This window comes from Pseudomonas sp. LAP_36 (assembly GCF_019456785.1).
In the GTDB taxonomy this organism is placed as follows: domain Bacteria; phylum Pseudomonadota; class Gammaproteobacteria; order Pseudomonadales; family Pseudomonadaceae; genus Aquipseudomonas; species Aquipseudomonas tritici.
The window spans coordinates 203,145-223,444 of record NZ_JAHZMS010000007.1 but is presented as its reverse complement, the minus strand read 5'-3'; the positions used below and the strand labels follow the sequence as shown (position 1 = coordinate 223,444).

The 20,300-nt window shown below is 61.6% G+C and carries 18 protein-coding genes; 12 read left to right on the top strand and 6 right to left on the bottom strand.

Features of this window, described 5'->3' with window-relative positions:
- Positions 1–27 precede the first annotated feature (27 nt).
- Together JBO08_RS21895 and JBO08_RS21890 are read left to right on the top strand one after the other, a co-directional pair.
- Positions 28–1,047 (top strand): alpha-ketoacid dehydrogenase subunit beta, encoded by a 1,020-nt coding sequence (locus JBO08_RS21895; protein WP_049708736.1) that lies wholly within the window; start codon positions 28–30, stop codon positions 1,045–1,047.
- A complete protein-coding gene (locus JBO08_RS21890; protein WP_065881717.1) occupies positions 1,044–2,147 on the top strand; it encodes an acetoin dehydrogenase dihydrolipoyllysine-residue acetyltransferase subunit in 1,104 nt (367 codons plus the stop codon). The genes JBO08_RS21895 and JBO08_RS21890 overlap by 4 nt, the downstream gene beginning before the upstream one ends.
- A gap of 58 nt (positions 2,148–2,205) precedes the next feature.
- Here JBO08_RS21890 and JBO08_RS21885 read toward each other — a convergent pair whose 3' ends face one another.
- Positions 2,206–3,102, bottom strand: a complete 897-nt coding sequence (locus JBO08_RS21885) for a helix-turn-helix domain-containing protein (protein ID WP_220074939.1) — start codon at positions 3,100–3,102, stop codon at positions 2,206–2,208.
- Positions 3,103–3,240: 138 nt separating this feature from the next.
- On the opposite strand from JBO08_RS21885, the gene JBO08_RS21880 reads away from it, so the two are divergent.
- Positions 3,241–4,329: a polyamine ABC transporter substrate-binding protein gene (locus JBO08_RS21880; RefSeq protein ID WP_065881784.1), complete on the top strand. Its 1,089-nt coding sequence runs from the start codon at positions 3,241–3,243 to the stop codon at positions 4,327–4,329.
- Positions 4,326–5,618 carry an FAD-binding oxidoreductase gene (locus JBO08_RS21875; RefSeq protein WP_065881714.1) on the top strand — a complete coding sequence of 431 codons (1,293 nt, stop codon included), beginning with the start codon at positions 4,326–4,328 and terminating at the stop codon, positions 5,616–5,618. The genes JBO08_RS21880 and JBO08_RS21875 overlap by 4 nt, the downstream gene beginning before the upstream one ends.
- 28 nt (positions 5,619–5,646) lie before the next feature.
- On the opposite strand, the gene JBO08_RS21870 is transcribed toward JBO08_RS21875, so the two are convergent.
- Positions 5,647–6,540, bottom strand: a complete 894-nt coding sequence (locus tag JBO08_RS21870) for a LysR substrate-binding domain-containing protein (RefSeq protein WP_065881713.1) — start codon at positions 6,538–6,540, stop codon at positions 5,647–5,649.
- Between the two features lie 128 nt (positions 6,541–6,668).
- On the opposite strand from JBO08_RS21870, the gene JBO08_RS21865 reads away from it, so the two are divergent.
- The 3 genes from JBO08_RS21865 to JBO08_RS21855 are packed head-to-tail and all read left to right on the top strand — an operon-like array spanning position 6,669 to position 8,931.
- Complete coding sequence (locus JBO08_RS21865) at positions 6,669–7,673, top strand: aldo/keto reductase (protein WP_065881710.1); 1,005 nt, start codon at positions 6,669–6,671, stop codon at positions 7,671–7,673.
- Positions 7,674–7,690: 17 nt separating this feature from the next.
- The gene (locus JBO08_RS21860) at positions 7,691–8,488 is read left to right on the top strand and encodes an SDR family NAD(P)-dependent oxidoreductase (protein ID WP_065876085.1); all 798 of its coding nucleotides are present in this window, start codon (positions 7,691–7,693) and stop codon (positions 8,486–8,488) included.
- Between the two features lie 26 nt (positions 8,489–8,514).
- Positions 8,515–8,931, top strand: a complete 417-nt coding sequence (locus JBO08_RS21855; protein ID WP_065891230.1) for an SRPBCC family protein — start codon at positions 8,515–8,517, stop codon at positions 8,929–8,931.
- Positions 8,932–9,001: 70 nt separating this feature from the next.
- On the opposite strand, the gene JBO08_RS21850 is transcribed toward JBO08_RS21855, so the two are convergent.
- Together JBO08_RS21850 and JBO08_RS21845 are read right to left on the bottom strand one after the other, a co-directional pair.
- The gene (locus JBO08_RS21850) at positions 9,002–10,393 is read right to left on the bottom strand and encodes a HAMP domain-containing sensor histidine kinase (protein ID WP_065891231.1); all 1,392 of its coding nucleotides are present in this window, start codon (positions 10,391–10,393) and stop codon (positions 9,002–9,004) included.
- Positions 10,371–11,054 carry a response regulator transcription factor gene (locus JBO08_RS21845; protein WP_065876088.1) on the bottom strand — a complete coding sequence of 228 codons (684 nt, stop codon included), beginning with the start codon at positions 11,052–11,054 and terminating at the stop codon, positions 10,371–10,373. Before JBO08_RS21845 ends, JBO08_RS21850 begins: the two co-directional genes overlap by 23 nt.
- A gap of 436 nt (positions 11,055–11,490) precedes the next feature.
- Here JBO08_RS21845 and JBO08_RS21840 point away from each other — a divergent pair, with 436 nt between their 5' ends.
- A complete protein-coding gene (locus tag JBO08_RS21840; protein WP_065876089.1) occupies positions 11,491–12,396 on the top strand; it encodes a hypothetical protein in 906 nt (301 codons plus the stop codon).
- Between the two features lie 158 nt (positions 12,397–12,554).
- Here the strand turns inward: JBO08_RS21840 and JBO08_RS21835 are convergent, their stop codons facing one another.
- The gene (locus JBO08_RS21835; RefSeq protein WP_220074938.1) at positions 12,555–13,784 is read right to left on the bottom strand and encodes a multidrug effflux MFS transporter; all 1,230 of its coding nucleotides are present in this window, start codon (positions 13,782–13,784) and stop codon (positions 12,555–12,557) included.
- Positions 13,785–13,876: 92 nt separating this feature from the next.
- Between JBO08_RS21835 and JBO08_RS21830 the strand changes: the two genes are divergently transcribed.
- Complete coding sequence (locus JBO08_RS21830) at positions 13,877–15,289, top strand: PLP-dependent aminotransferase family protein (protein WP_065891233.1); 1,413 nt, start codon at positions 13,877–13,879, stop codon at positions 15,287–15,289.
- A 6-nt stretch (positions 15,290–15,295) separates the two neighbouring features.
- Here JBO08_RS21830 and JBO08_RS21825 read toward each other — a convergent pair whose 3' ends face one another.
- Positions 15,296–16,204, bottom strand: coding sequence for a MurR/RpiR family transcriptional regulator (locus tag JBO08_RS21825; RefSeq protein ID WP_065876092.1), 909 nt, complete (start codon positions 16,202–16,204; stop codon positions 15,296–15,298).
- Between the two features lie 283 nt (positions 16,205–16,487).
- Here JBO08_RS21825 and iolC point away from each other — a divergent pair, with 283 nt between their 5' ends.
- The 3 genes from iolC (at position 16,488) to iolB (ending at position 20,285) form a co-directional block, all read left to right on the top strand.
- Entirely contained in the window at positions 16,488–18,425 is a 1,938-nt protein-coding gene (iolC, locus tag JBO08_RS21820) for a 5-dehydro-2-deoxygluconokinase (RefSeq protein WP_065876093.1), read from the top strand.
- A gap of 166 nt (positions 18,426–18,591) precedes the next feature.
- The gene (gene iolE / locus JBO08_RS21815; RefSeq protein WP_065876094.1) at positions 18,592–19,500 is read left to right on the top strand and encodes a myo-inosose-2 dehydratase; all 909 of its coding nucleotides are present in this window, start codon (positions 18,592–18,594) and stop codon (positions 19,498–19,500) included.
- A complete protein-coding gene (gene iolB, locus JBO08_RS21810; RefSeq protein ID WP_220074937.1) occupies positions 19,497–20,285 on the top strand; it encodes a 5-deoxy-glucuronate isomerase in 789 nt (262 codons plus the stop codon). Before iolE ends, iolB begins: the two co-directional genes overlap by 4 nt.
- Positions 20,286–20,300 lie beyond the last annotated feature (15 nt).

The window sequence follows — 20,300 nt, the reverse complement described above, 5'->3', positions numbered from 1 at the left end:
TAACAACAACTACGTGGAGAGAACTTTATGGCTCGCAAAATCAGCTATCAGCAGGCGATCAACGAAGCCCTGGCCCAGGAAATGCGCCGTGACCAGAGTGTGTTCATCATCGGCCAGGATGTGTCCGGCGGCACCGGTTCCCCTGGCGAACAGGATGCCTGGGGCGGTGTACTCGGCGTGACCAAAGGCCTGTACCCGGAGTTTCCCGACCGTGTACTCGACGCGCCACTGTCCGAAGTCGGCTACGTCGGCATGGCCGTCGGCGCCGCCACCCGTGGCATGCGCCCAGTGTGCGAATTGATGTTCGTCGACTTTATCGGCTGCTGCCTTGACCAGTTGCTCAACCAAGCCGCCAAGTTCCGCTACATGTTCGGCGGCAAGACCACTACGCCGCTGGTGGTCCGCGCGATGTACGGCGCCGGCCTGCGTGCGGCGGCCCAGCATTCACAGATGCTCACTTCGATGTGGACCCACATTCCCGGCCTCAAGGTGGTGTGCCCGGCCACGCCCTATGACGCCAAGGGCATGTTGATCCAGGCGATCCGCGACAATGACCCGGTGATCTTCCTCGAGCACAAGATGCTTTACAGCCTGCAAGGTGAGGTGCCGGAGGAGCTGTATACGGTGCCTTTCGGCGAAGCCAACTTCGTGCGCGAAGGCAAAGACGTGACCCTGGTGACCTACGGGCGCATGGTGCATATCGCCCTGGAGGCCGCCGCCAACCTGGCCCGCCAGGGCATCGACTGCGAAGTGCTGGACCTGCGCACCACCAGCCCGCTCGATGAAGACAGCATCCTCGAAAGCGTGGAAAAAACCGGGCGGCTGGTGGTGATCGACGAGTCCAACCCACGCTGTTCCATTGCTACCGATATCAGTGCCTTGGTCGCCCAGCGGGCGTTTGCCTCCCTGCGCGCACCGATTGAGATGGTCACCGCGCCGCACACGCCGGTGCCGTTTTCCGATGCGCTGGAAGACTTGTACATCCCCAACGCCGCGAAGATCGAGGCCGCCGTGCTGAAGATCGCTGACAAGAGGAATGCCGCATGATCCATACCCTGACCATGCCCAAGTGGGGGCTGTCGATGACCGAGGGCCGCATCGACGTCTGGCTCAAGCAGCCCGGCGATCGGGTGGAGAAGGGCGAGGAGGTGCTGGACGTGGAGACCGACAAGCTCTCCAGCAGTGTCGAAGCGCCCTTCAGTGGTGTGTTGCGCCGGGTGCTGGCGCTGAGCGACGAGACCTTGCCGGTAGGTGCATTGCTGGGGATTGTGGTGGAAGGCGAGGCCACCGAGGCCCAGATCGATGCGGTGATCGAAAGCTTCAACGCTGGGTTTGTCTCAAGCAGCGCCGAGGCCGAAGCAACTGGGCCGAGTGCGCAGAAGGTCGAAATAGGCGGGCGCTTGCTGCGCTATCTCGACCTGGGCGAAGGCGGCACGCCGTTGGTACTGGTGCATGGGTTTGGCGGTGACTTGAACAACTGGCTGTTCAACCAACCGGCATTGGCCGCCGAGCGCCGCGTGATCGCCCTGGACCTGCCGGGGCACGGCGAGTCGGGCAAGCACCTGCAAAACGGCGATGCGCAGGAGTTGAGCCTGGCGGTGTTGGACTTGCTTGACCACCTCGATCTTGACCGCGTGCACCTGGCCGGGCACTCCATGGGTGGGCTGGTTTCGCTGACAGTCGCTGGCCAGGCACCCGAGCGTGTCGCTTCGCTGACCCTGATCGCCAGCGCCGGCCTGGGCCCGGATATTAACGGTGATTACCTGCAAGGGTTTGCCGAGGCCAATAACCGCAATGCGCTCAAGCCACAGTTGACCCAACTGTTCAGCGACCCGGCGTTGGTGACGCGGCAGATGCTGGAGGACATGCTCAAGTTCAAGCGGCTGGAAGGCGTGGACCAGGCATTGCGGCAGCTCAATCAAAAGCTGTTTGAGGGCGGGCGGCAGATGATTGATGTGCGCAATGTGGTGGGCCGACAGCCGAGCTTGGTGATCTGGGGGAGTGAGGATGCAATCATCCCGGCCAGGCATGCCGAGGGCTTGGACGCCCAGGTGGAAGTTTTGCCAGGGCAGGGGCATATGGTGCAGTTGGAGGCAGCAGAGTACGTCAACCAGCTAATGGCGACCTTCCTCAAATCCCAAGCCTGATAGAGATCCAAATGTGGGAGCTGGCTTGCCTGCCAGCTCCCACAGTTTTGGGCGCATTTCAACCATGGCGCTTCAGGGTTTCGCTGGGCAACTCCTTGAACAACGCCCGATAACTATTGGAAAACCGCCCCAAATGCCAGAACGACCAGTTCATCGCCACTTCGGCCACGGTTGAGTCAGGTGAACCCAGCAACTCCCGCCGCGCCCCGTTCAACCGGCGCAACCGCAACCACTGCGCCGGGCTCATCCCCGTATAGGTCTTGAACCCTTGCTGCAACTGACGCAACGGCACGCAGGCAATCTGTGCCAGTTCCAGCAGGTTGACGGCTTCATCCGGCGCATCCGCCGCCCATTCGCCAATGCGCGCCATCAGCAGGCGCGCTTCGCCGCGTCGTTGCAATGAACTGCGGTCCAGGCACACACAGGCGTTGTCGAGGATGAACAGGCAATCGTCGAGTAATTGCTGGCTGAGTGCGTCACGGCTGGCAGGGTCGATCACGGCGGACAAGCGGGTGAGGGTGCCACTCAGCCAGCGGGTGAACAGTGCGTTCTGCTGGCAGGTCAGCGGCGCCATGAACAAACCTTCCAGCTTTGCCACGTCCAAGCCATGGCGCTGCACGAACTGCGGCCCGAACACCACCGCCACTTCGCGGTAGTTTTCCGGGGTGATCCAGGTGTTGCGGCTTTCGCCATTGAGCAGGTACAGCGCGTTATCGCTGCCGTCGAAACAGAACGCGAGGGCGCCGGTTGGCGCGTTGAAATGTTGTTCCACCCGCGTGTTCATGCACTCTTCGTAGACCTCCACGCCTTGCAGGTCGAGGTAGCGGATCTGCCCCGCAAAATGCCCCGGGGACATCTGCTGGTACTGTTGCACCCAGCCGGGTGTCGCACTGCATTGGGCGGCCACATCACCGGTGGTGAAGGCCTGTACGCGCAAAGCGGTTGCCTGTGTCATGGGTGATCCGTGCGCACTCTATTGGTGCGTTGTGGTGCGTGCAAAGTGGATAGAGGTGGTTCGACATACGGCTCAAGATAGACCTCAATGCGCGGGCAGTTCAACCCGGCGCGGCATCCCCTCTGCGAGGTTTCCGATATGCGTCTTGTGAACAAGCTTATCCCCCTGGCCTTGGTCGCCGCCCTCAGTACCACCAGCGAAGCGGCACAAACCGTGAGCGTCTACAACTGGACCGACTATATCGGCGAGACCACCTTGGCTGACTTCCAGGCCAAGACCGGGATCAATGTGGTCTACGACGTGTTCGATTCCAACGAAACCCTGGAGGGCAAATTGCTCGCCGGGCGCACCGGTTATGACGTGGTGGTGCCGTCCAACCACTTCCTGGCGCGCCAGATAAAGGCCGGCGCATTCCTCAAGCTGGACCGCGCGCAATTGCCCAATTTCAAGAACCTCGACCCCAAATTGCTCGCGCTGCTGGCAAAAAACGACCCGGGCAACGCACACTCGGTGCCGTACCTGTGGGGCACCAATGGCATCGGCTACAACGTCGACAAGGTCAAGCAGGTGCTGGGCGTCGACCATATCGACTCGTGGGCGGTGCTGTTCGAGCCAGAGAACATCAAAAAGCTCAATCAGTGCGGCGTGGCCTTCCTCGATTCGGCAGATGAGCTGTTCCCGGCGATCCTCAACTACATGGGCAAGGACCCACGCAGCGAGAATCCCGAGGACTATAAGCAGGCCGAGGCCAAGCTGCTGACGCTGCGGCCGTACGTCACCTACTTCCATTCCTCCAAGTACATTTCGGACCTGGCCAACGGTGATATCTGTGTGGCCTTCGGTTATTCCGGGGACGTGTTCCAGGCGGCCAACCGTGCCAAGGAAGCCAAGAACGGGGTGAACATCGCCTATTCGATTCCCAAGGAAGGCTCCAACCTGTGGTTCGACCTGCTGGCGATTCCCGCCGACGCGAGCAATCCGAAACAAGCTCACGCGTTCATCAACTACCTGCTCGACCCTGAAGTGATCGCCAAGGTCAGCGCCTCGGTCGGTTACGCCAATGCCAACCCGGCGGCCAAGGCCTTCATGGCCCCGGAGCTGGTGAACAACCCTGAGGTGTACCCGCCGCAGGAAGTGCTCGACAAACTCTACATTTCCACCACGCCAACCCCGGCGACCATGCGCCTGATGACCCGCGCCTGGAGCAAAGTGAAGACCAACAAATGACCCCATCCAGTGACCACGCCCGATCCTATTACCGTGCTTCGGCCAATGCCCTGCCGGAGCGCCCGTCACTCGGCGCAGACTTGAATGCCGATGTGTGCGTGATCGGCGGCGGGTTCACCGGCGTGAATACCGCTATCGAACTGGCGCAGCGCGGGCTCTCGGTGATCCTGCTGGAGGCCCGGCGCATCGGCTGGGGCGCCAGTGGGCGCAATGGCGGGCAGTTGATTCGCGGTATCGGCCACGATGTGTCGGGGTTTGCCAAGTATGTGGGCGAGGAGGGCGTGCGTTACCTGGAGCGCGCCGGTATCGATTCGGTGGCGCTGGTGGGCGAACGGATTCGTGAGCACAACATCCAGTGCGACCTGCGCTGGGGCTTTTGCGAACTGGCCAATACGCCGGCGCAGTTTTCGGCGTTCAACGCTGAACAGGAGCACCTGGCGAAGCTGGGGTACACCCATGAAACCCGGCTGGTTGGCCCGCAGGACATACAGCAAGTGGTGGGCTCGACGGTGTATGCCGGTGGCCTGGTGGACATGGGCTCGGGGCACTTGCACCCGCTGAATCTGGTGTCGGGTGAAGCGCAGGTCGCCGAATCCCTCGGGGTGCGAATTTTCGAGCATACCGAGGTGTTGGAACTGACCCATGGCGACACGGTTCAGGTGCGCTGCGCAGGGGGCACGGTGCGCGCCGCCCATCTGGTGCTGGCGTGTAATGCGCATCTGGAAGAACTCGAACCGCGCTTGAGCGGCAAAGTGCTCCCGGCCGGCAGCTACATCATTGCCACCGAGCCGCTGTCGGGAGAAATGGCCAACCAACTGATCCCGCAAAACCTGGCGCTGTGCGACCAGAAAGTCGGTCTGGATTACTACCGGCTGTCCGCCGACCGTCGCCTGTTGTTCGGTGGTGCCTGCCATTACTCCGGACGCGATCCGGCGGACATCGCCGGCTATATGCAGCCGAAAATGCTCAAGGTGTTCCCGCAGTTGGCCAATACCGCGATTGAGTTCCAGTGGGGCGGCAAGATCGGCATCACCGCCAACCGCTTCCCCCAGGTCGGGCGCTTGAAGCAATACCCCAATGTGTTCTACGCCCAGGGGTATTCCGGGCATGGGCTGAACGTGACCCACTGGTGCGCGCGGTTGTTGGCTGAAGGGATTCATGCAGGCGCGGGCCAGGGCCTGGATATTTTCAGCCAAGTGCCACACATGACTTTCCCCGGCGGCAAAGCGTTGCGCTCGCCGCTGCTGGCGTTGGGGATGATGTGGTATCGCCTGCGGGAGCTCGTCTAGCAGGCGCCGCAATCCAAACGTGGGAGCATCAGCCCTTGGGTTCGGTGAGCACTTTGCGAAAGGTTTCCACCAATGGCCGCAGGTTGATCCGATGCCACGCCGCCCATAACGGGGTGGTGTAGGTCAACCATGGCAATTCCCGCAGCACCACGCCGGGCGGTGCATTGCGGCTCAGGCCTTTTTGCACCATCGCCACGCCCAGCCCTGAGGCCACCAAACCCAATGCGGTGAACGGCTCGCTGGCTTCCATGGGTATCTGCGGGGTAAAACCGGCGCGGATGCAGGCGGCGACAAAGTCATCGGCAGGGTTGGCGCTGGGTTTGCGCTGCACGCCGATCCACTGTTCGTCCGCCAAGTGTTCGGGCAGCAAGTGGTTTTCTCGGGCCAGCGGATGATGCTCCGGCAAGGCCAGCAGCATCGGGTCGTCCAGCACTTGCAGCGCGGTCAGATCGGGATCGTCGGCGGCTGGCGGCTCGCCGACCAGGGCGATGTCCAGGCTGCGTTGGCGCAGGCCTTCGAGTTGTTCCAGGGAGGGCAGGTTATACAGCTTGATATGCACGTTGGGCCGGTCGTCGCGTAGGACGCGCAGGGCGTTCGGCAGCACGCCGGCATGCATCGCGTTTTCGATATAGCCGATGCACAGGCCGCCTTCCTCGCCACGACCCAGGCGCTTGCCCAGGGATTCCAGGCGATTGGCATGGGTCAGCAGCGCCTTGGTTTCGGCGAGAAAGGTCTGGCCGTCGCGGGTCAGGCGGATGCGTTGCTGGCTGCGTTCGAACAGGGTCAGGCCCAGGCGTTCTTCGAGCTGGGCGATCTGCCGACTCAGCGGCGACTGGGAAATGTGCAGGCGCTCGGCCGCGCGGCCGACGTGTTCTTCTTCAGCGACCACTTCGAAGTAACGCAGTTGGCGTAGATCAATCATGTCAGACCTCTTCTTTTAAGACCTGAGAGGACTCAAGTTCGTCGCAGTATGTCTTGGACGGTCCGATCTAGGCAATCTAGGATTTGCTCAACGGTCACAGCGACCTCTTACCCAATTGAGGATCCACCATGAGCTTGAAAGACAAACTCCCAGGCCAACTCGGCTTTGGCACCGCACCCCTGGGCAACATGTTCCGCGCCATTCCTGAAGACGAAGCCCAGGCGACCGTCGAGGCCGCCTGGAACGCCGGAGTGCGCTACTTCGACACCGCGCCGTTCTACGGCTCGGGGCTGTCGGAAATTCGCCTGGGCCAAGCCCTGTCGAAGTACAACCGCGATGACTTCGTGCTCAGCACCAAAGTCGGCCGGGTGATTCTCGACGAAGTCGAAGAAAGTGCCCGTGACCTTGGCGAAAAGAGCGGCGTGTTCGAACACGGTCGCCCGAACAAAATGGTCAACGACTACAGCGCCGACGCGACGATGCGTTCGATTGAAGACAGCCTGACTCGCTTGAAAACCGATCGCCTGGACATCGTGTGGGTTCATGACATCGCCCAGGACTTCTACGGCGACCAATGGCTGGAGTACTTCAATCAGGCTCGCACGGGCGCCTTCAAGGTCCTGACCCGCCTGCGCGAAGAGGGCGTGATCAAGGCCTGGGGCCTGGGTGTGAACCGCGTCGAACCGTGCGAACTGACCCTGGACCTGACTGAAGCGCAACCCGACGGCTTTTTGCTGGCCGGCCGCTACACGCTGCTGGACCACGATCGTGCCCTGCAACGCTTGATGGACGCGGCCCTGGCGCAGAACGTCGAGATCGTCGTCGGTGGCCCCTACAGCTCCGGCATCCTCGCCGGTGGTGCGCACTTCGAATACCAGAAAGCCAGCCCGGCGATCATCAGCAAGGTCGAACAGATCAAGGCAATTGCCCAGGCATTCGGCATCAGCGTAAAAGCTGCGGCGCTGCAATTCTCGCTGGCGCATCCGGCAGTGGCCGCGGTGATTCCAGGTGCCAGTCGTCCGGGGCGGATTGCCGAAGACGTCGCAGCGTTGTCAGAGAAGATCCCGGCAGCCTTCTGGCAGGCCCTGCGCGATGCCCGATTGATCTCGGACCGCGCACCACTGCCGCTCTAACTTCAGGAGTAATAACCATGAAAATTGATGTAAGTGGCAAAGTCGCCATCGTCAGCGGCAGCACCGCCGGCATTGGCCTGGGCATCAGCCAGGCGCTGGCGCAGTCCGGCGCTACCGTGGTGGTGATCGGGCGTGAAGCCGGCAAGGTGGATGAGGCTTTGGCGAGCATTCGCCAGGCCGTCCCCGGCGCTGACTTGCGCGGATTGGTGGCGGACCTGGGCACGGCTGAAGGCGCAGAAAAACTGTTTGCCGCCGAACCGCGTGCCGACATCCTGGTCAACAACCTGGGCATCTTCAACGATGTGGATTTCTTCGAAACGCCAGACAGCGAGTGGACGCGTTTCTATGAGGTCAATGTGATTTCCGGCGTACGCCTGGCGCGGCATTATGTGCCGGGCATGGTCGGGCAGGGCTGGGGGCGGGTGATCTTCCTGTCGTCGGAGTCCGGCGTGGCGACGCCCGCGGATATGATCAATTACGGCGTGACCAAAAGCGCCAACCTGGCGGTGTCCCATGGCTTGGCCAAGCGCCTCGCGGGCACCGGTGTGACGGTCAACGCTGTGCTGCCGGGCCCGACCTTCACCGACGGGCTGGAGCAGATGCTCAAGGACGCGACGCAAAAGTCCGGGCGCAGTGCGCGGGACGAGGCGGACGTATTTGTGCGTAACGCGCGGCCGACCTCGATCATCCAGCGTGCGGCGAATGTGGATGAAGTCGCCAACCTGGTGGCGTACATTGCTTCACCCCTGTCGTCTGCCACCACCGGTGCCGCGTTGCGGGTCGACGGTGGTGTGGTCGACAGCATGGCGATCTGATTTTTTTCATTTCTGGAGTATTTATTGTGGCAACAGCCTCTTCTGTGATTGAAATCCCGGTATCGGCCGATCAGGTCTGGCAATTGATCGGTGGCTTCAACAGCCTGCCGGACTGGCTGCCGTTTATCGTCAAGAGCGAACCGAGCGAGGGCGGCCGCGTGCGTCACCTGCAAACCGCTGACGGTGGCGAAATCGTGGAGCGTTTGCAGACGTTTGATAACGTGGGGCGCACGTACAGCTACACCATTGAGCAATCGCCGTTTCCGGTGAGTGCGTACCTGGCGACGTTGCAGGTTGAGGCGTTGAGCGAGTCGTCGGCGAAAGTGACCTGGTCCGGTGTGTTTACGCCGGCGGCAGGCACCACGGATGCGGCGGTGGAAGAACTGTTCGCTGGTGTTTACAGCGGCGGGCTTGAGGCGTTGCGGGCCAACTTTCCGGCCTGACTTTCAGACGTAGAGCAGGCCCATGTGGGAGCTGGCAAGCCAGCTCTCACAGGGTTTTGTGGTGTTTGGGCTACTTGGGCATGAGCTGCTGGCGGCATTCCAGCACCAATCTGGCACCGCCTTGCTCGCTTGTACCCACTTCCAACTTGAACCCGTGCAAGTTGATGATCGCCGCCACAATCGACAAACCCAACCCGAACCCGCCTTGTTGGTCACTTTCATCCACGCGATAGAAGCGTTGGAATACCGCTGCACGTTCTGCCAGTGGTATGCCCGGCCCGGAGTCGTGGACTTCGATGCGTGTGCTGCCAGCGTCATTCACCGCGCGCAAGATCACTTCGCCGCCCGGCGGGGAGAACTTGATCGAATTGCTCAGCAAGTTGGACAAGGCTTCGAACAGCAGCGCGCGGTCGCCGGTGATCCAGGGCAGGGACTCTGGGGTGTCGAGCACCAACTGCAATTCGCCTTCCTCGGCCAGGGGCAGGTAGAAGTCGTGCAGTTCACGCAGCAGGGGCAGTGGGTCCATCACCAGAAAGCCGGAGCGGCGCTGGTGGTCTTCCAGCTCGGAGATGCGCAGCAACCCGCGAAAGCGCGCCATCAGCGTGTCGGTCTCGGCAATCGCGTCGTCGAGTTTCACCGCGTAGCCCGACTCGGCTTCAGCCTCCTGCTTGATGCGATACAGCTGTGCGCGCAGCCGCGTCAGTGGCGTGCGCAGGTCGTGGGCGATGTTGTCGCACACACCCTTGACCTCGTTCATCAGCTTCTCGATGCGGTCGAGCATGGCATTGACGATGGCGGCGAGCATGTCCAGTTCGTCGCGCCGGTTGGACAGCGGCAAACGGTGGGTGAGGTCGCCGGCGACGATGGCTTCGGCGCTGGCCTGGATCCCGCGAATCCGACGCAACGGGCGCCGACGCAGCAAGTGCCAGCCAGCCGCGCCTGGGATAATGGTCAACGACAGGGCCCAGAGCAGGGCATGCCAGATGATCCGGGTCACGCCAAACAGCGAACCGTTGGCGCGCACCAGCACCAGCCAACGGCCGTCTTCGGTGTGGGTGGCCACGGCGTCGCAGCTGTCCTTGGGCAGCTTGGGGTCGTCGGAGTCGACGCAATTGGCCAGGGCGTGGATCTTGCCATCCAGGGGCAGGTCCGGCGGCACTGCGCGGATCGGTCCACTGAGAGGGCGGAAGTGCTCATCGAACAGGCCGTAGGCGTCCACGCCCTTCATGTCGAAGGTCATGCTGGTGGTCAGGGCTTCCACCAGTTCTTCGCCGTCGAAGCGCTGGAATAAGTGTTGGCGCTGCATCAGGGAGTGGCGCGACAGGTCGCTCAGGTAACCCGACACCTCGTAATACAGCACCCCCATCAGGATGCAGCTCCAGGCCACGAACAACGAACTGTACAGCGCCAGCAGGCGGCTGCTGGAAGAGCGCCAGCCCTTAGATGGGTTCAGCAATGACATAACCGGAACCTCGTACCGTGCGGATCAGCGGCGTGAGGCCCGGTGGGTCGATCTTCTTGCGCAGGCGGCCGATGTGCACGTCGATCAGGTTGGTGCCCGGGTCGAAGTGATAGCCCCAGACTTCTTCAAAGATCATCATCCGCGACAGGATCTGCCCGGTGTTGCGCATCAGGAATTCGAGCAGTTTGTATTCGGTGGGCAGCAAGCTCAGCGGTTGGTCGGCGCGGCTGGCTTCGCGGCTGATCAGGTTCAGTTCCAGGTCGGCCACGCGCAGGGCGGTTTCGAATTCCTTGACCGTGCTTTTTCGCCGCAGCAACACTTCGACGCGCGCCGCCATTTCGTCGGACGCGAACGGCTTGGTGAGATAGTCATCACCCCCGGCGCGCAGGCCGCGCACACGCTCGTCGACGTCGGACAGAGCGCTGATCATCAGGATCGGCGTCGACACCCCGATAGTGCGCAACGTGGTGACGATGGCCAGGCCATCGAGTTCCGGCAGCATGCGGTCGAGGGTGATCAGGTCGTAATCCCCACTCACGGCACGGACCAGGCCTTCGCGGCCGTTGTCCACCCAATCTACATCCAGTCCATGGCTACTCAGCTCGGCGACGATCTCGCGGGCTGTTACGGCGTCATCCTCGATGGTCAAAATACGGGTCATAGGATTACCTGGTGAGCGATTCACACTAGAAGTGTGGGCATTTTGCCAAGAAATGGCTGAACGCTTCCTAAATAAAACGTCATCTTGGCGAAACTGACACAGATTTCATGGCTGCGAAGGATTGTAGTGAGCGGGCTTGCCCCGCGCTGGGTGGCGAAGCCGCCCTAAAACCTGACATCTCGCTCCAACTGGAGAAACTGGGTGTCTGGGTTGGGGCCGCTTCGCAGCCCAGCGCGGGGCAAGCCCGCTCACTACGTGGAATGCATAACGCCCGCCTCAAACGATCAATTCTTGCAACTTGCATGGTTTTTGTAAGTTCAAATTACTTAACTTATTGATCTGCAACGATATTAAATTTAATAGCGACTGGCACGCTGCCTGCACTGTCCTTTTTGAGACTTGTAACACCATTTTTCCTGCCGGGAGCAAAAAAACAATGATCACATCCTCATCCACGCTACAAGAGTCGAGCACGCTCTCCGGGGTTTCCTGGGGGGCGATTTTTGCTGGGGCGGCGGCGGCGGCTGCACTGTCGCTGATCCTGGTACTGCTGGGTTTCGGCCTGGGCTTTTCGGCGGTGTCGCCGTGGGCTGACAGTGGCATCAGCGCCAAGGGCCTTGGCATTTCCACGATTATCTGGCTGGCCTTTACCCAGATCGTCGCGTCCGGGCTGGGCGGCTATATCGCCGGCCGGTTGCGTGTGAAGTGGGCGAATATGCACGGCGATGAGGTGTACTTTCGCGACACCGCCCATGGCTTCCTGGCCTGGGCTGTTGCCACGCTGATTACCGCAGTACTGGTGGTCGGCTCGGTCAGCAGTGTGGTGAGCGGTGGCGTGAAAGCCGGTGCCAGCGTTGCAGCCGGCGCGGCCAGTGGCATGACGCAGGCCGCCGGCAGTGCAGCCAAAGGCGTCAGCGGCGGTGATTTCGACTACTACGTCGACAGCCTGTTTCGCGATGATCGCCCGGTGGCCGTCGGTGACGACGCTGCACATGGCGTGGTCGCGCGCATCTTCACCCGCACCCTGAGCAATGACGGTCAACTCGCCGCTGAAGACCGTGCTTACCTGGCCCAGTTGATCAGCCAGCGTACCAACCTCAGTCAGGCTGATGCTGAAGCCCGTATCGACAAGGTCTATGGCGATGCCCGTAAAGCCGTTGAAGACGCCAAGCTCAAGGCCAAGCAAGCCGCTGATGCCGCTGCGAAAGTCGCTGCCTATACGTCGCTGTGGACCTTCATTGCCCTGCTGATCGGCGCCTTCTTTGCCAGTTTCGCTGCAACCTATGGCGGTCGTCGTCGCGATGCCGTGGTGTATGTCGAAACCGAACACTTCGTCCGTTAATTAATTCAAGGAGAACATCATGCGCTCATTACTTCTGTGGTTCCTCGGCATTCCAATCCCGATCATTATCCTGATTGCGATCTTCGTGCACTGATACTGAGCCTGGCTCGGTCCCCCTGTGGGAGCGGGCTTGCTCGCGAAGACGGTGTGTCAGCTACTCATGGGGTGACTGATACACCGCCTTCGCGAGCAAGCCCGCTCCCACATTTGGTTGTGCGCAGTGTCAGCCAGCTTGCCACCAGCAACACGCTCGCCACCGCTGTCATGATCACCAAAGGTCCTGACGTACCATCTGACAACAAGCCAGTTGCCCAACTGCTTACCGCTGTCAGGAACATCTGGGTAAAAAAGAACAGCCCCGATGCTGTCCCGGCAATCGCGCCATACGGCTGCAAAACCGAGAGCTGACAGGCCGGAATCACCATCCCCACCGACACCATGATCACCACCATCGGCAGCACAATCGCCAGCCATTCCCCTGGCAGTGTGGTTGTAGCGACCGCGAGCACGACACTGCCAAGCACGTTCAGGCCTATCGCTGCGGCAATCAAACGGTCTGGTTCAAAGCGCAGCACGAGGCGCCGAAACAGATTCGCGCCCAGCATGTAGCCGCTGATCGTGGCAGCGAATACCAGTGCATAAGCTGTGGCAGACAACTGGAAGCCCCGTTGCAACAGCGCCGAAGACTCACTGATAAACGGAAAGTACGTGCTGTAGACGCAGCCAATCGCCAGGGAATAACGCAGGAAATGACGGTCGCGCAAAAGCTGCCCGTAGAGGCGCAGCAAACCACTCGGTGGTGCCGCGGCGACTTGCGGCGGACGGGTTTCAGGCAGGCGGCGATACACCACTACGTACAGCAGTGCGCCAATCATCGCCAGCAACACAAATAGCCCGCGCCAGTTGACGACGGGCAACAGCACGCTGCCCAGCACCGGCGCGGCCATCGGCGAAACGGCCATGGCCATGGAGATCAAACCGAGCAAGCGCGCCTGTTCGTCGCGGTCGAAGTAATCGCGCACGATCACCCGGCCGATCACCGTGGTGCAGCAGCCACCCAATGCCTGGAACAGGCGGGCGATGATCAGCAGGGTGATGCTGTCAGCCAGGGCGCAAGCCACTGTGGCCACGACGTACAAAAACAGCCCGGCCAATAGCACCGGACGCCTGCCGAAGCGGTCGGTGAGCGGGCCGCTGACCAGCAGGGAAATCGCCGAGCCCAGCGTGTAGAGCGTCAGGGTCAGTTGTAACTGGCTGTCGCTGGTCTGGAAGTAGTCGGCCATGGCGGGCAAGGCTGGCAGGTGCATGTCCAGCGTGATACGGGGCAGGGCGATGAGGACGGTCAGCAGCACCAGCCAGAACCCGGTAGAGAGGGCGCGTTGAGTCATGGGACGTCTCGATGCAAGAGGTAGAGCCCGGACTCTAGCGGCTTTGTGGTTTAATCCTCAGGGCCACTAATGCCTTGATGGATAGGACCACTATGAGCCGAGGAAAAACCGCATCCGCCCTCGACCTGCCGCGCCCGGATACGCTGGATGCGGGCAAGCAGCAAGGCGCCTACGAGGCCCTGCGCGGGGCGATCCTGAACCGGCAGTTGCCCGCCGGGAGCCGCTTGCCCTCCACGCGCAGCCTGGCCGAGCGCTGGTTGGTATCCCGTGGCACGCTGGAGGCGGCGTTTGACCGCCTGCACAGCGAAGGCTACGTGATGCGGGTGGCCGGGTCCGGTACGCGAGTGTGCGCGGTGATCCCGGAACAATTCATCGCGGCACCTTCAGCCAGGGAAATCCCACGGCGCCCCGTGGAGCCTGACCAGCCGGATGCCGGCGTGCAGAGCCATGTGCCCTTCGTTGCGCGGCGTCCGGATGCCAGCCTGTTTGATCTGAAAACCTGGGCCCGCTGCATCTCCCGTGGGTTGCTGACGGTAGGCCCGGGTGTGCTGGAAGCGGCGCACCCGGCCGGTCTGCCCGAGTTGCGCGCGCAGATTGCCGATTACCTGCGCAGCTATCGCGGCCTGCAATGCGAGGCCGATGAAGTGATCGTCACCACCGGCATCCGCCATGCCCTCGACCTGATTGCGCGCAGCGTGCTCAAGCCGGGTGACACGGCCTGTGTCGAAGACCCCGGTTATCTGCCGGCACGCCGTTTGTTCGCCCTGGCGGGGGCGCACATCCACGCAATTCCCGTCACTGCCGACGGCCTCGACACTGCCCAACTGCCCGAGACGGCGCGTCTGGCCTATGTCACGCCCGCCCACCAGGCGCCATTGGGCATGACGTTGTCGGTGTCCCGTCGCCTGGCGCTGTTGGACTGGGCCGCCCGCGCCGACGCCTGGGTGGTCGAAGACGATTACGACAGTGAATACAACTACAACACCGCGCCGCTGGCCGCGCTTAAATCCCTGGATTCGGGCGACCGTGTGATCTATTGCGGCAGCTTCAACAAGAACCTGTTCCCCGGTTTGCGCGTGGGCTTCATGGTGGTGCCCAACGTGCTGCGCCGCTCGTTGTTGCGTACCTTGCAACTCACCGGGCACTCGGTGGGGGCCAGTGATCAACTGGGGTTGGTGGAGTTTCTGCGCAGTGGCGCGTTTGTGCGTCACCTGCGTGCCTCGCGGCAGGCTTATCAGGCACGGCGCGATGCGCTGCTGGAATGCCTGGGTGGGCGCTGCACCGTCAGCGGGCAGCAGGCAGGATTGCACTTTGTGTTGTGGCTGCCGGACGGTGTCGAAGAGGGGGATTTCTGTCGCCGTGCCGCTGCAGTCGGGTTGACGCTACAGCCGCTGGGCAAGTTCTGTCATGCGCTGACATTGCCGCCGGCGGTGATCATCGGCTACACCGCGTTGACCCTGGCGCAGATCCGCTTTCACGGCCGCGCGTTGGCGCAGTTGTTGTAGGCGCGGTCAGTCGTCGAAGCCGACCTGCTCATGTATCTCGTCCACCTTCAATTCCAAGCGATACGCCACCGCAATAAACAATGCCTGGCACAGGCACAACGTGGCGCTCAACGAACGAAACGCAAACGACGAGCCCTCATTCACCAACAGCACCGCGTTCGCCCGCTTGGCCAGGGGCGACAGGTTGCTGTCGGTGATAATCAACGTCTTGGCCTGATGATGCTGGGCAATCCGCAGGCAATGCTGGGTCTCTTTGCCGTAGGGCGAGAAGCTGATTGCAATCACCAGGTCATTGGCGCGTACGCTGCGCATCTGCTCGCGGTAGCTGCCGCCCAGGCCCGAGATCAGGTGGATGCGCTTGTTGGTGTGCTGCAGGTTGTAGACCAGGTAATCGGCCACCGCAAACGAGCGGCGCACGCCGACCACGTAGATGTTGTCGGCGTTGACCACCAGGTCCACGGCCTTGTCGAATGCCACGTCATCGAGTTCCAGCCCCAGGCGCTCGATGCCGGACAGGGTAGCGTTGACGCACTCACGCGCCAGGTCGCCGCCGCTGGCCTTCTGCGACTTGTTGGCGATCATGCTGCGGATGCGCTGCTGGTAGTTCTGCACCGGGGTGGTCTTGTGGGTGTAGGCCTCGCGAAACAGCGCCTGCATCTCACTGAAACCGCTGAAACCGAAACGCTGGGAAAACCGCACGATCGCCGACGGGTGCACTTCGCACTCGCGGGCGATGTCGCTGATGCGGTCGACCATGATCCGGTCGCTTTGCTGGCTCATGTAGCTGGCGATGCGTTTGAGTTGGCGTGGCAGGCTTTCGTATTCGTCGGTGATCAGCTGCAACAGGCGTTCGGCATTGATCGGAGGGCTGGCGGGCGTTTCTTCCAGGGGGGTCTCATGATCGGTGCGGGACATGGGCAATCCTTCTGACGGTTCTTCTGATGCGCTGATAAGTGGCGCAAGTCTACAGGGTAGGCGCAAAAAAATACCTGCGCATCACGGCCACCGTGGCCTGCTTAAACGAGGCAGTCTCGCTGGGCTGCCCCTGTGCAAGCTTAATGGAAAAAATATTCCAATGAAAAAATATCTAGAATAAATATTGATTGGCGTCGCCGGACGTTCTAGTCTGCTCCCACCAAGAGCGTTTGCCGCCACCACGACGGCACAACGCAGGCTGATAAAAATAACAGGAGCCAGCATGGGCCAGACTCGTTTTGCCAGTGGGCGTCAATTGGATTTGATTTGCCTCGGGCGCCTGGGCGTCGACCTCTATGCACAACAAGTCGGTGCACGGCTTGAGGACGTGTCCAGCTTTGCCAAATACCTCGGCGGTTCTTCTGCCAATATCGCCTTTGGCACCGCACGGTTGGGCCTCAAATCGGCGATGTTGAGCCGGGTGGGCGATGACCACATGGGCCGTTTCCTGCTGGAATCCCTGGCCCGCGAAGGTTGCGATGTCAGCGCCATCAAGGTCGACCCTGAGCGCCTGACCGCCCTGGTGCTACTCGGCCTCAAGGACCGCGAAACTTTCCCCCTGGTGTTCTACCGCGAAAACTGCGCCGACATGGCCCTGCGCGCCGAGGACATCAGTGAAGCCTTTATTGCCTCCAGCAAGGCGCTGTTGATCACCGGCACGCATTTCTCCACCGACGGCGTGTACAAGGCCAGCATCCAGGCGCTGGACTACGCGGCCAAGCACAACGTCAAGCGCGTGCTGGATATCGACTACCGCCCAGTGCTGTGGGGCCTGGCGGGCAAGGCGGATGGAGAGACGCGGTTTGTCGCCGACCAGAACGTCAGCCAGCATGTGCAGAAAATCCTGCCGCGCTTTGACTTGATCGTCGGTACCGAAGAAGAATTCCTCATCGCGGGTGGCAGTGAAGATTTGCTCACCGCACTGCGTAAAGTCCGCGAGCTGACACCGGCGACCCTGGTGGTCAAGCTCGGCCCGCAGGGTTGCACGGTGATTCACGGCGCCATCCCCGCGCGACTGGAAGACGGCGCCATCTACCCCGGTGTGCGCGTTGAAGTGCTCAACGTGCTTGGTGCTGGCGATGCATTTATGTCGGGCTTCCTCAGCGGCTGGATCAATGACGCCAGCGATGAGCGCTGCAGTCAGTTGGCCAATGCCTGCGGCGGGCTTGTGGTATCGCGCCACGCCTGCGCACCGGCCATGCCGACGCCTGCCGAGCTTGAGTACCTGTTCAACAGCCCGGTGCCGATCACCCGGCCGGATCAAGACGTCACCTTGCAACGCCTGCACCGCGTCTCGGTGCCGCGCAAGCCCTGGAAGCAACTGTTCGTGTTTGCTTTCGACCACCGCTGGCAGTTGGTGGACCTGGCGCAAAAAGGTGGCCAGGACCCAACGCGCATCAGCGATATCAAGCAGCTGTTTATCCAGGCCATCGAACGCGTCGAGAAAAAGCTCGCCGAGCAAGGCATAGATGCCGATGTGGGCCTGCTGGCCGACCAACGCTTCGGCCAGGACGCCCTTAATGCGGCCAGCGGCCGTGGCTGGTGGATCGCACGCCCGGTGGAGGTGCAGAACTCGCGCCCACTGGCGTTCGAGCACGGCCGCTCGATTGGCAGCAACCTGATCGCCTGGCCCCAGGAGCAGATCATCAAGTGCCTCGTGCAATTCCACCCCGACGACGAGCCGTTGCTGCGCCTGGAACAGGAAGCGCAACTCAAGGCGGTGTACGAGGCATCTATTGTCAGTGGCCATGAATTGTTGCTGGAAGTCATCCCGCCCAAGGACCACCCGTCCACTTACCCGGACGTGCTCTATCGCAGCCTCAAGCGCTTGTACAACCTGGGTATCTACCCGGCGTGGTGGAAGATCGAGGCGCAGTCGGCCGAGGACTGGAAGAAGCTTGACGAACTGATCCAGGACCGCGACCCGTACTGCCGTGGCGTGGTGCTGCTGGGCCTGAATGCCTCGGCCGAGTTTCTCGCCGATGGCTTCCAGCAAGCCCGCCTGAGCACTACCTGCCGAGGTTTTGCCGTGGGCCGCACGATCTTCCAGGAGCCGAGCCGGGCGTGGATGGCGGGGGAGATTGATGATGAGGTTTTGATTCAGCAAGTACAGGCCACGTTTGAACAGCTGATCAATGCCTGGCGAAGTGCCCGAACCTAAACACGCTTCTCGAATGTGGAATGCAGTCAAATGTGGGAGCGGGCTTGCTCGCGAATGCGGTGGTTCAGTTACAGAAGTGTTGCCTGACAGACCGCATTCGCGAGCAAGCCCGCTCCCACATAAAGCAGATCCCGGTGATCTCTAGATAAAAACAAAAGGTGCAGCCATGCCCGCAATCCGAATTGGCATCAACCCGATTTCCTGGAGCAACGACGACCTCCCAGCCCTGGGCGGCGAAACGCCCCTGAGCACCGCCTTGAGCGAAGGCAAGGAAATCGGTTACGAAGGCTTCGAACTCAACGGCAAATTCCCCAAGGACGCCAAAGGCGTCGGCGATGTGCTGCGTCCTTATGACCTGGCACTGGTCTCCGGCTGGTACTCGAGCCGGCTGGCCCGGCGTTCAGTGGCCGAAGAAATCGAGGCCATCGCCGGCCATGTCGAGTTGCTCAAGCAAAACGGTGCCAGTGTATTGGTCTACGGCGAAGTCGCCGATTCGATCCAGGGTTCGCGCATCCGCCTGATCGAGCGCCCGCGCTTTCACAGCGAACAGGCCTGGCAGGATTATGCCGACAAGCTCACCGAACTGGCGCGCTTCACCCTGTCCCAAGGCGTGCGCCTGGCGTACCACCACCATATGGGCGCCTACGTCGAATCCGCGGAAGACATCGACCAGTTGATGAAGCGAACGGGCCCGGAAGTCGGCCTGCTGTTCGATTCGGGCCACTGCTACATGGGCGGCGGCGAACCAGTGGAGGTGCTGCGTAAACACATCGACCGCATCTGCCACGTGCATTTCAAGGACGTGCGCAAGCCTGTGGTGCAACTGGCGCGTAACCAGATGTGGAGTTTTCCCGACTGCATCGTCAACGGCACCTTCACCGTGCCCGGCGACGGTGACATCGACTTCGCCGAATTGCTTGATGAGTTGCTGGCCGCGAACTATGAAGGCTGGCTGGTTGTGGAAGCCGAGCAGGACCCGGCTGTGGCGCCCAGCTATATCTATGCGAAAAAAGGTTACGACACCCTACGTGCTCTGCTGAATGATGCCCTGCTGAATGAGAGGACTGCAAAATGAGCTTGTTGGTCAAGAGCAGCAAACGCGGACAAACCATGGTCGCGCTGGAAGCGGGGCGCCTGGAGTACGTGGGCTTTTCCGCTTACCGCCTGAGCCTGGGCGAAACCCTGCCGGTCAGCGCCGGTGATCAAGAGCTGTGCTTGGTACTGCTCAGCGGTCGCGTGAACATTGAAGGCGAAGGCTTCAACTGGCAGAACCTGGGGGATCGCCAGTCGGTGTTTGAAGACAAATCCCCCTTCGCCGCCTACCTGCCACCGGGTACCGATGCCCAGGTCACCGCGTTGAGCGATGTACAGATTGCCGTCTGCGCCGCGCCGGGGGCGGACGGCTACGAGCCGCGCCTGATCCGCCCGGAAGACTGCAAACGCAGCGTGCGCGGCAAAGGGGCCAACACCCGCTATGTGTGCGACATCCTGCCCGACAGCGAGCCGGCCCATTCACTGCTGGTGGTAGAGGTACGCACGCCGTCCGGGCATTCGTCGAGCTACCCGCCGCACAAGCACGACACCGACGACCTGCCGCACCAGAGCTTTCTCGAAGAGACCTACTACCACCAGATCAACCCGCCCCAGGGCTTTGTGTTCCAGCGCGTCTACACCGACGATCGCAGCATTGACCAGGCCATGGCCGTGGAAAACAGCGACCTGGTGGTGGTGCCCAAGGGCTACCACCCAGTCAGCGTGCCGTATGGCTACGAATCGTATTACCTGAATGTGATGGCTGGCCCCCAGCGCGCCTGGCATTTCCATAACGACCCGCAGCACAGCTGGCTGCTGGACCTCTAAGCGGTTTTGGACGGA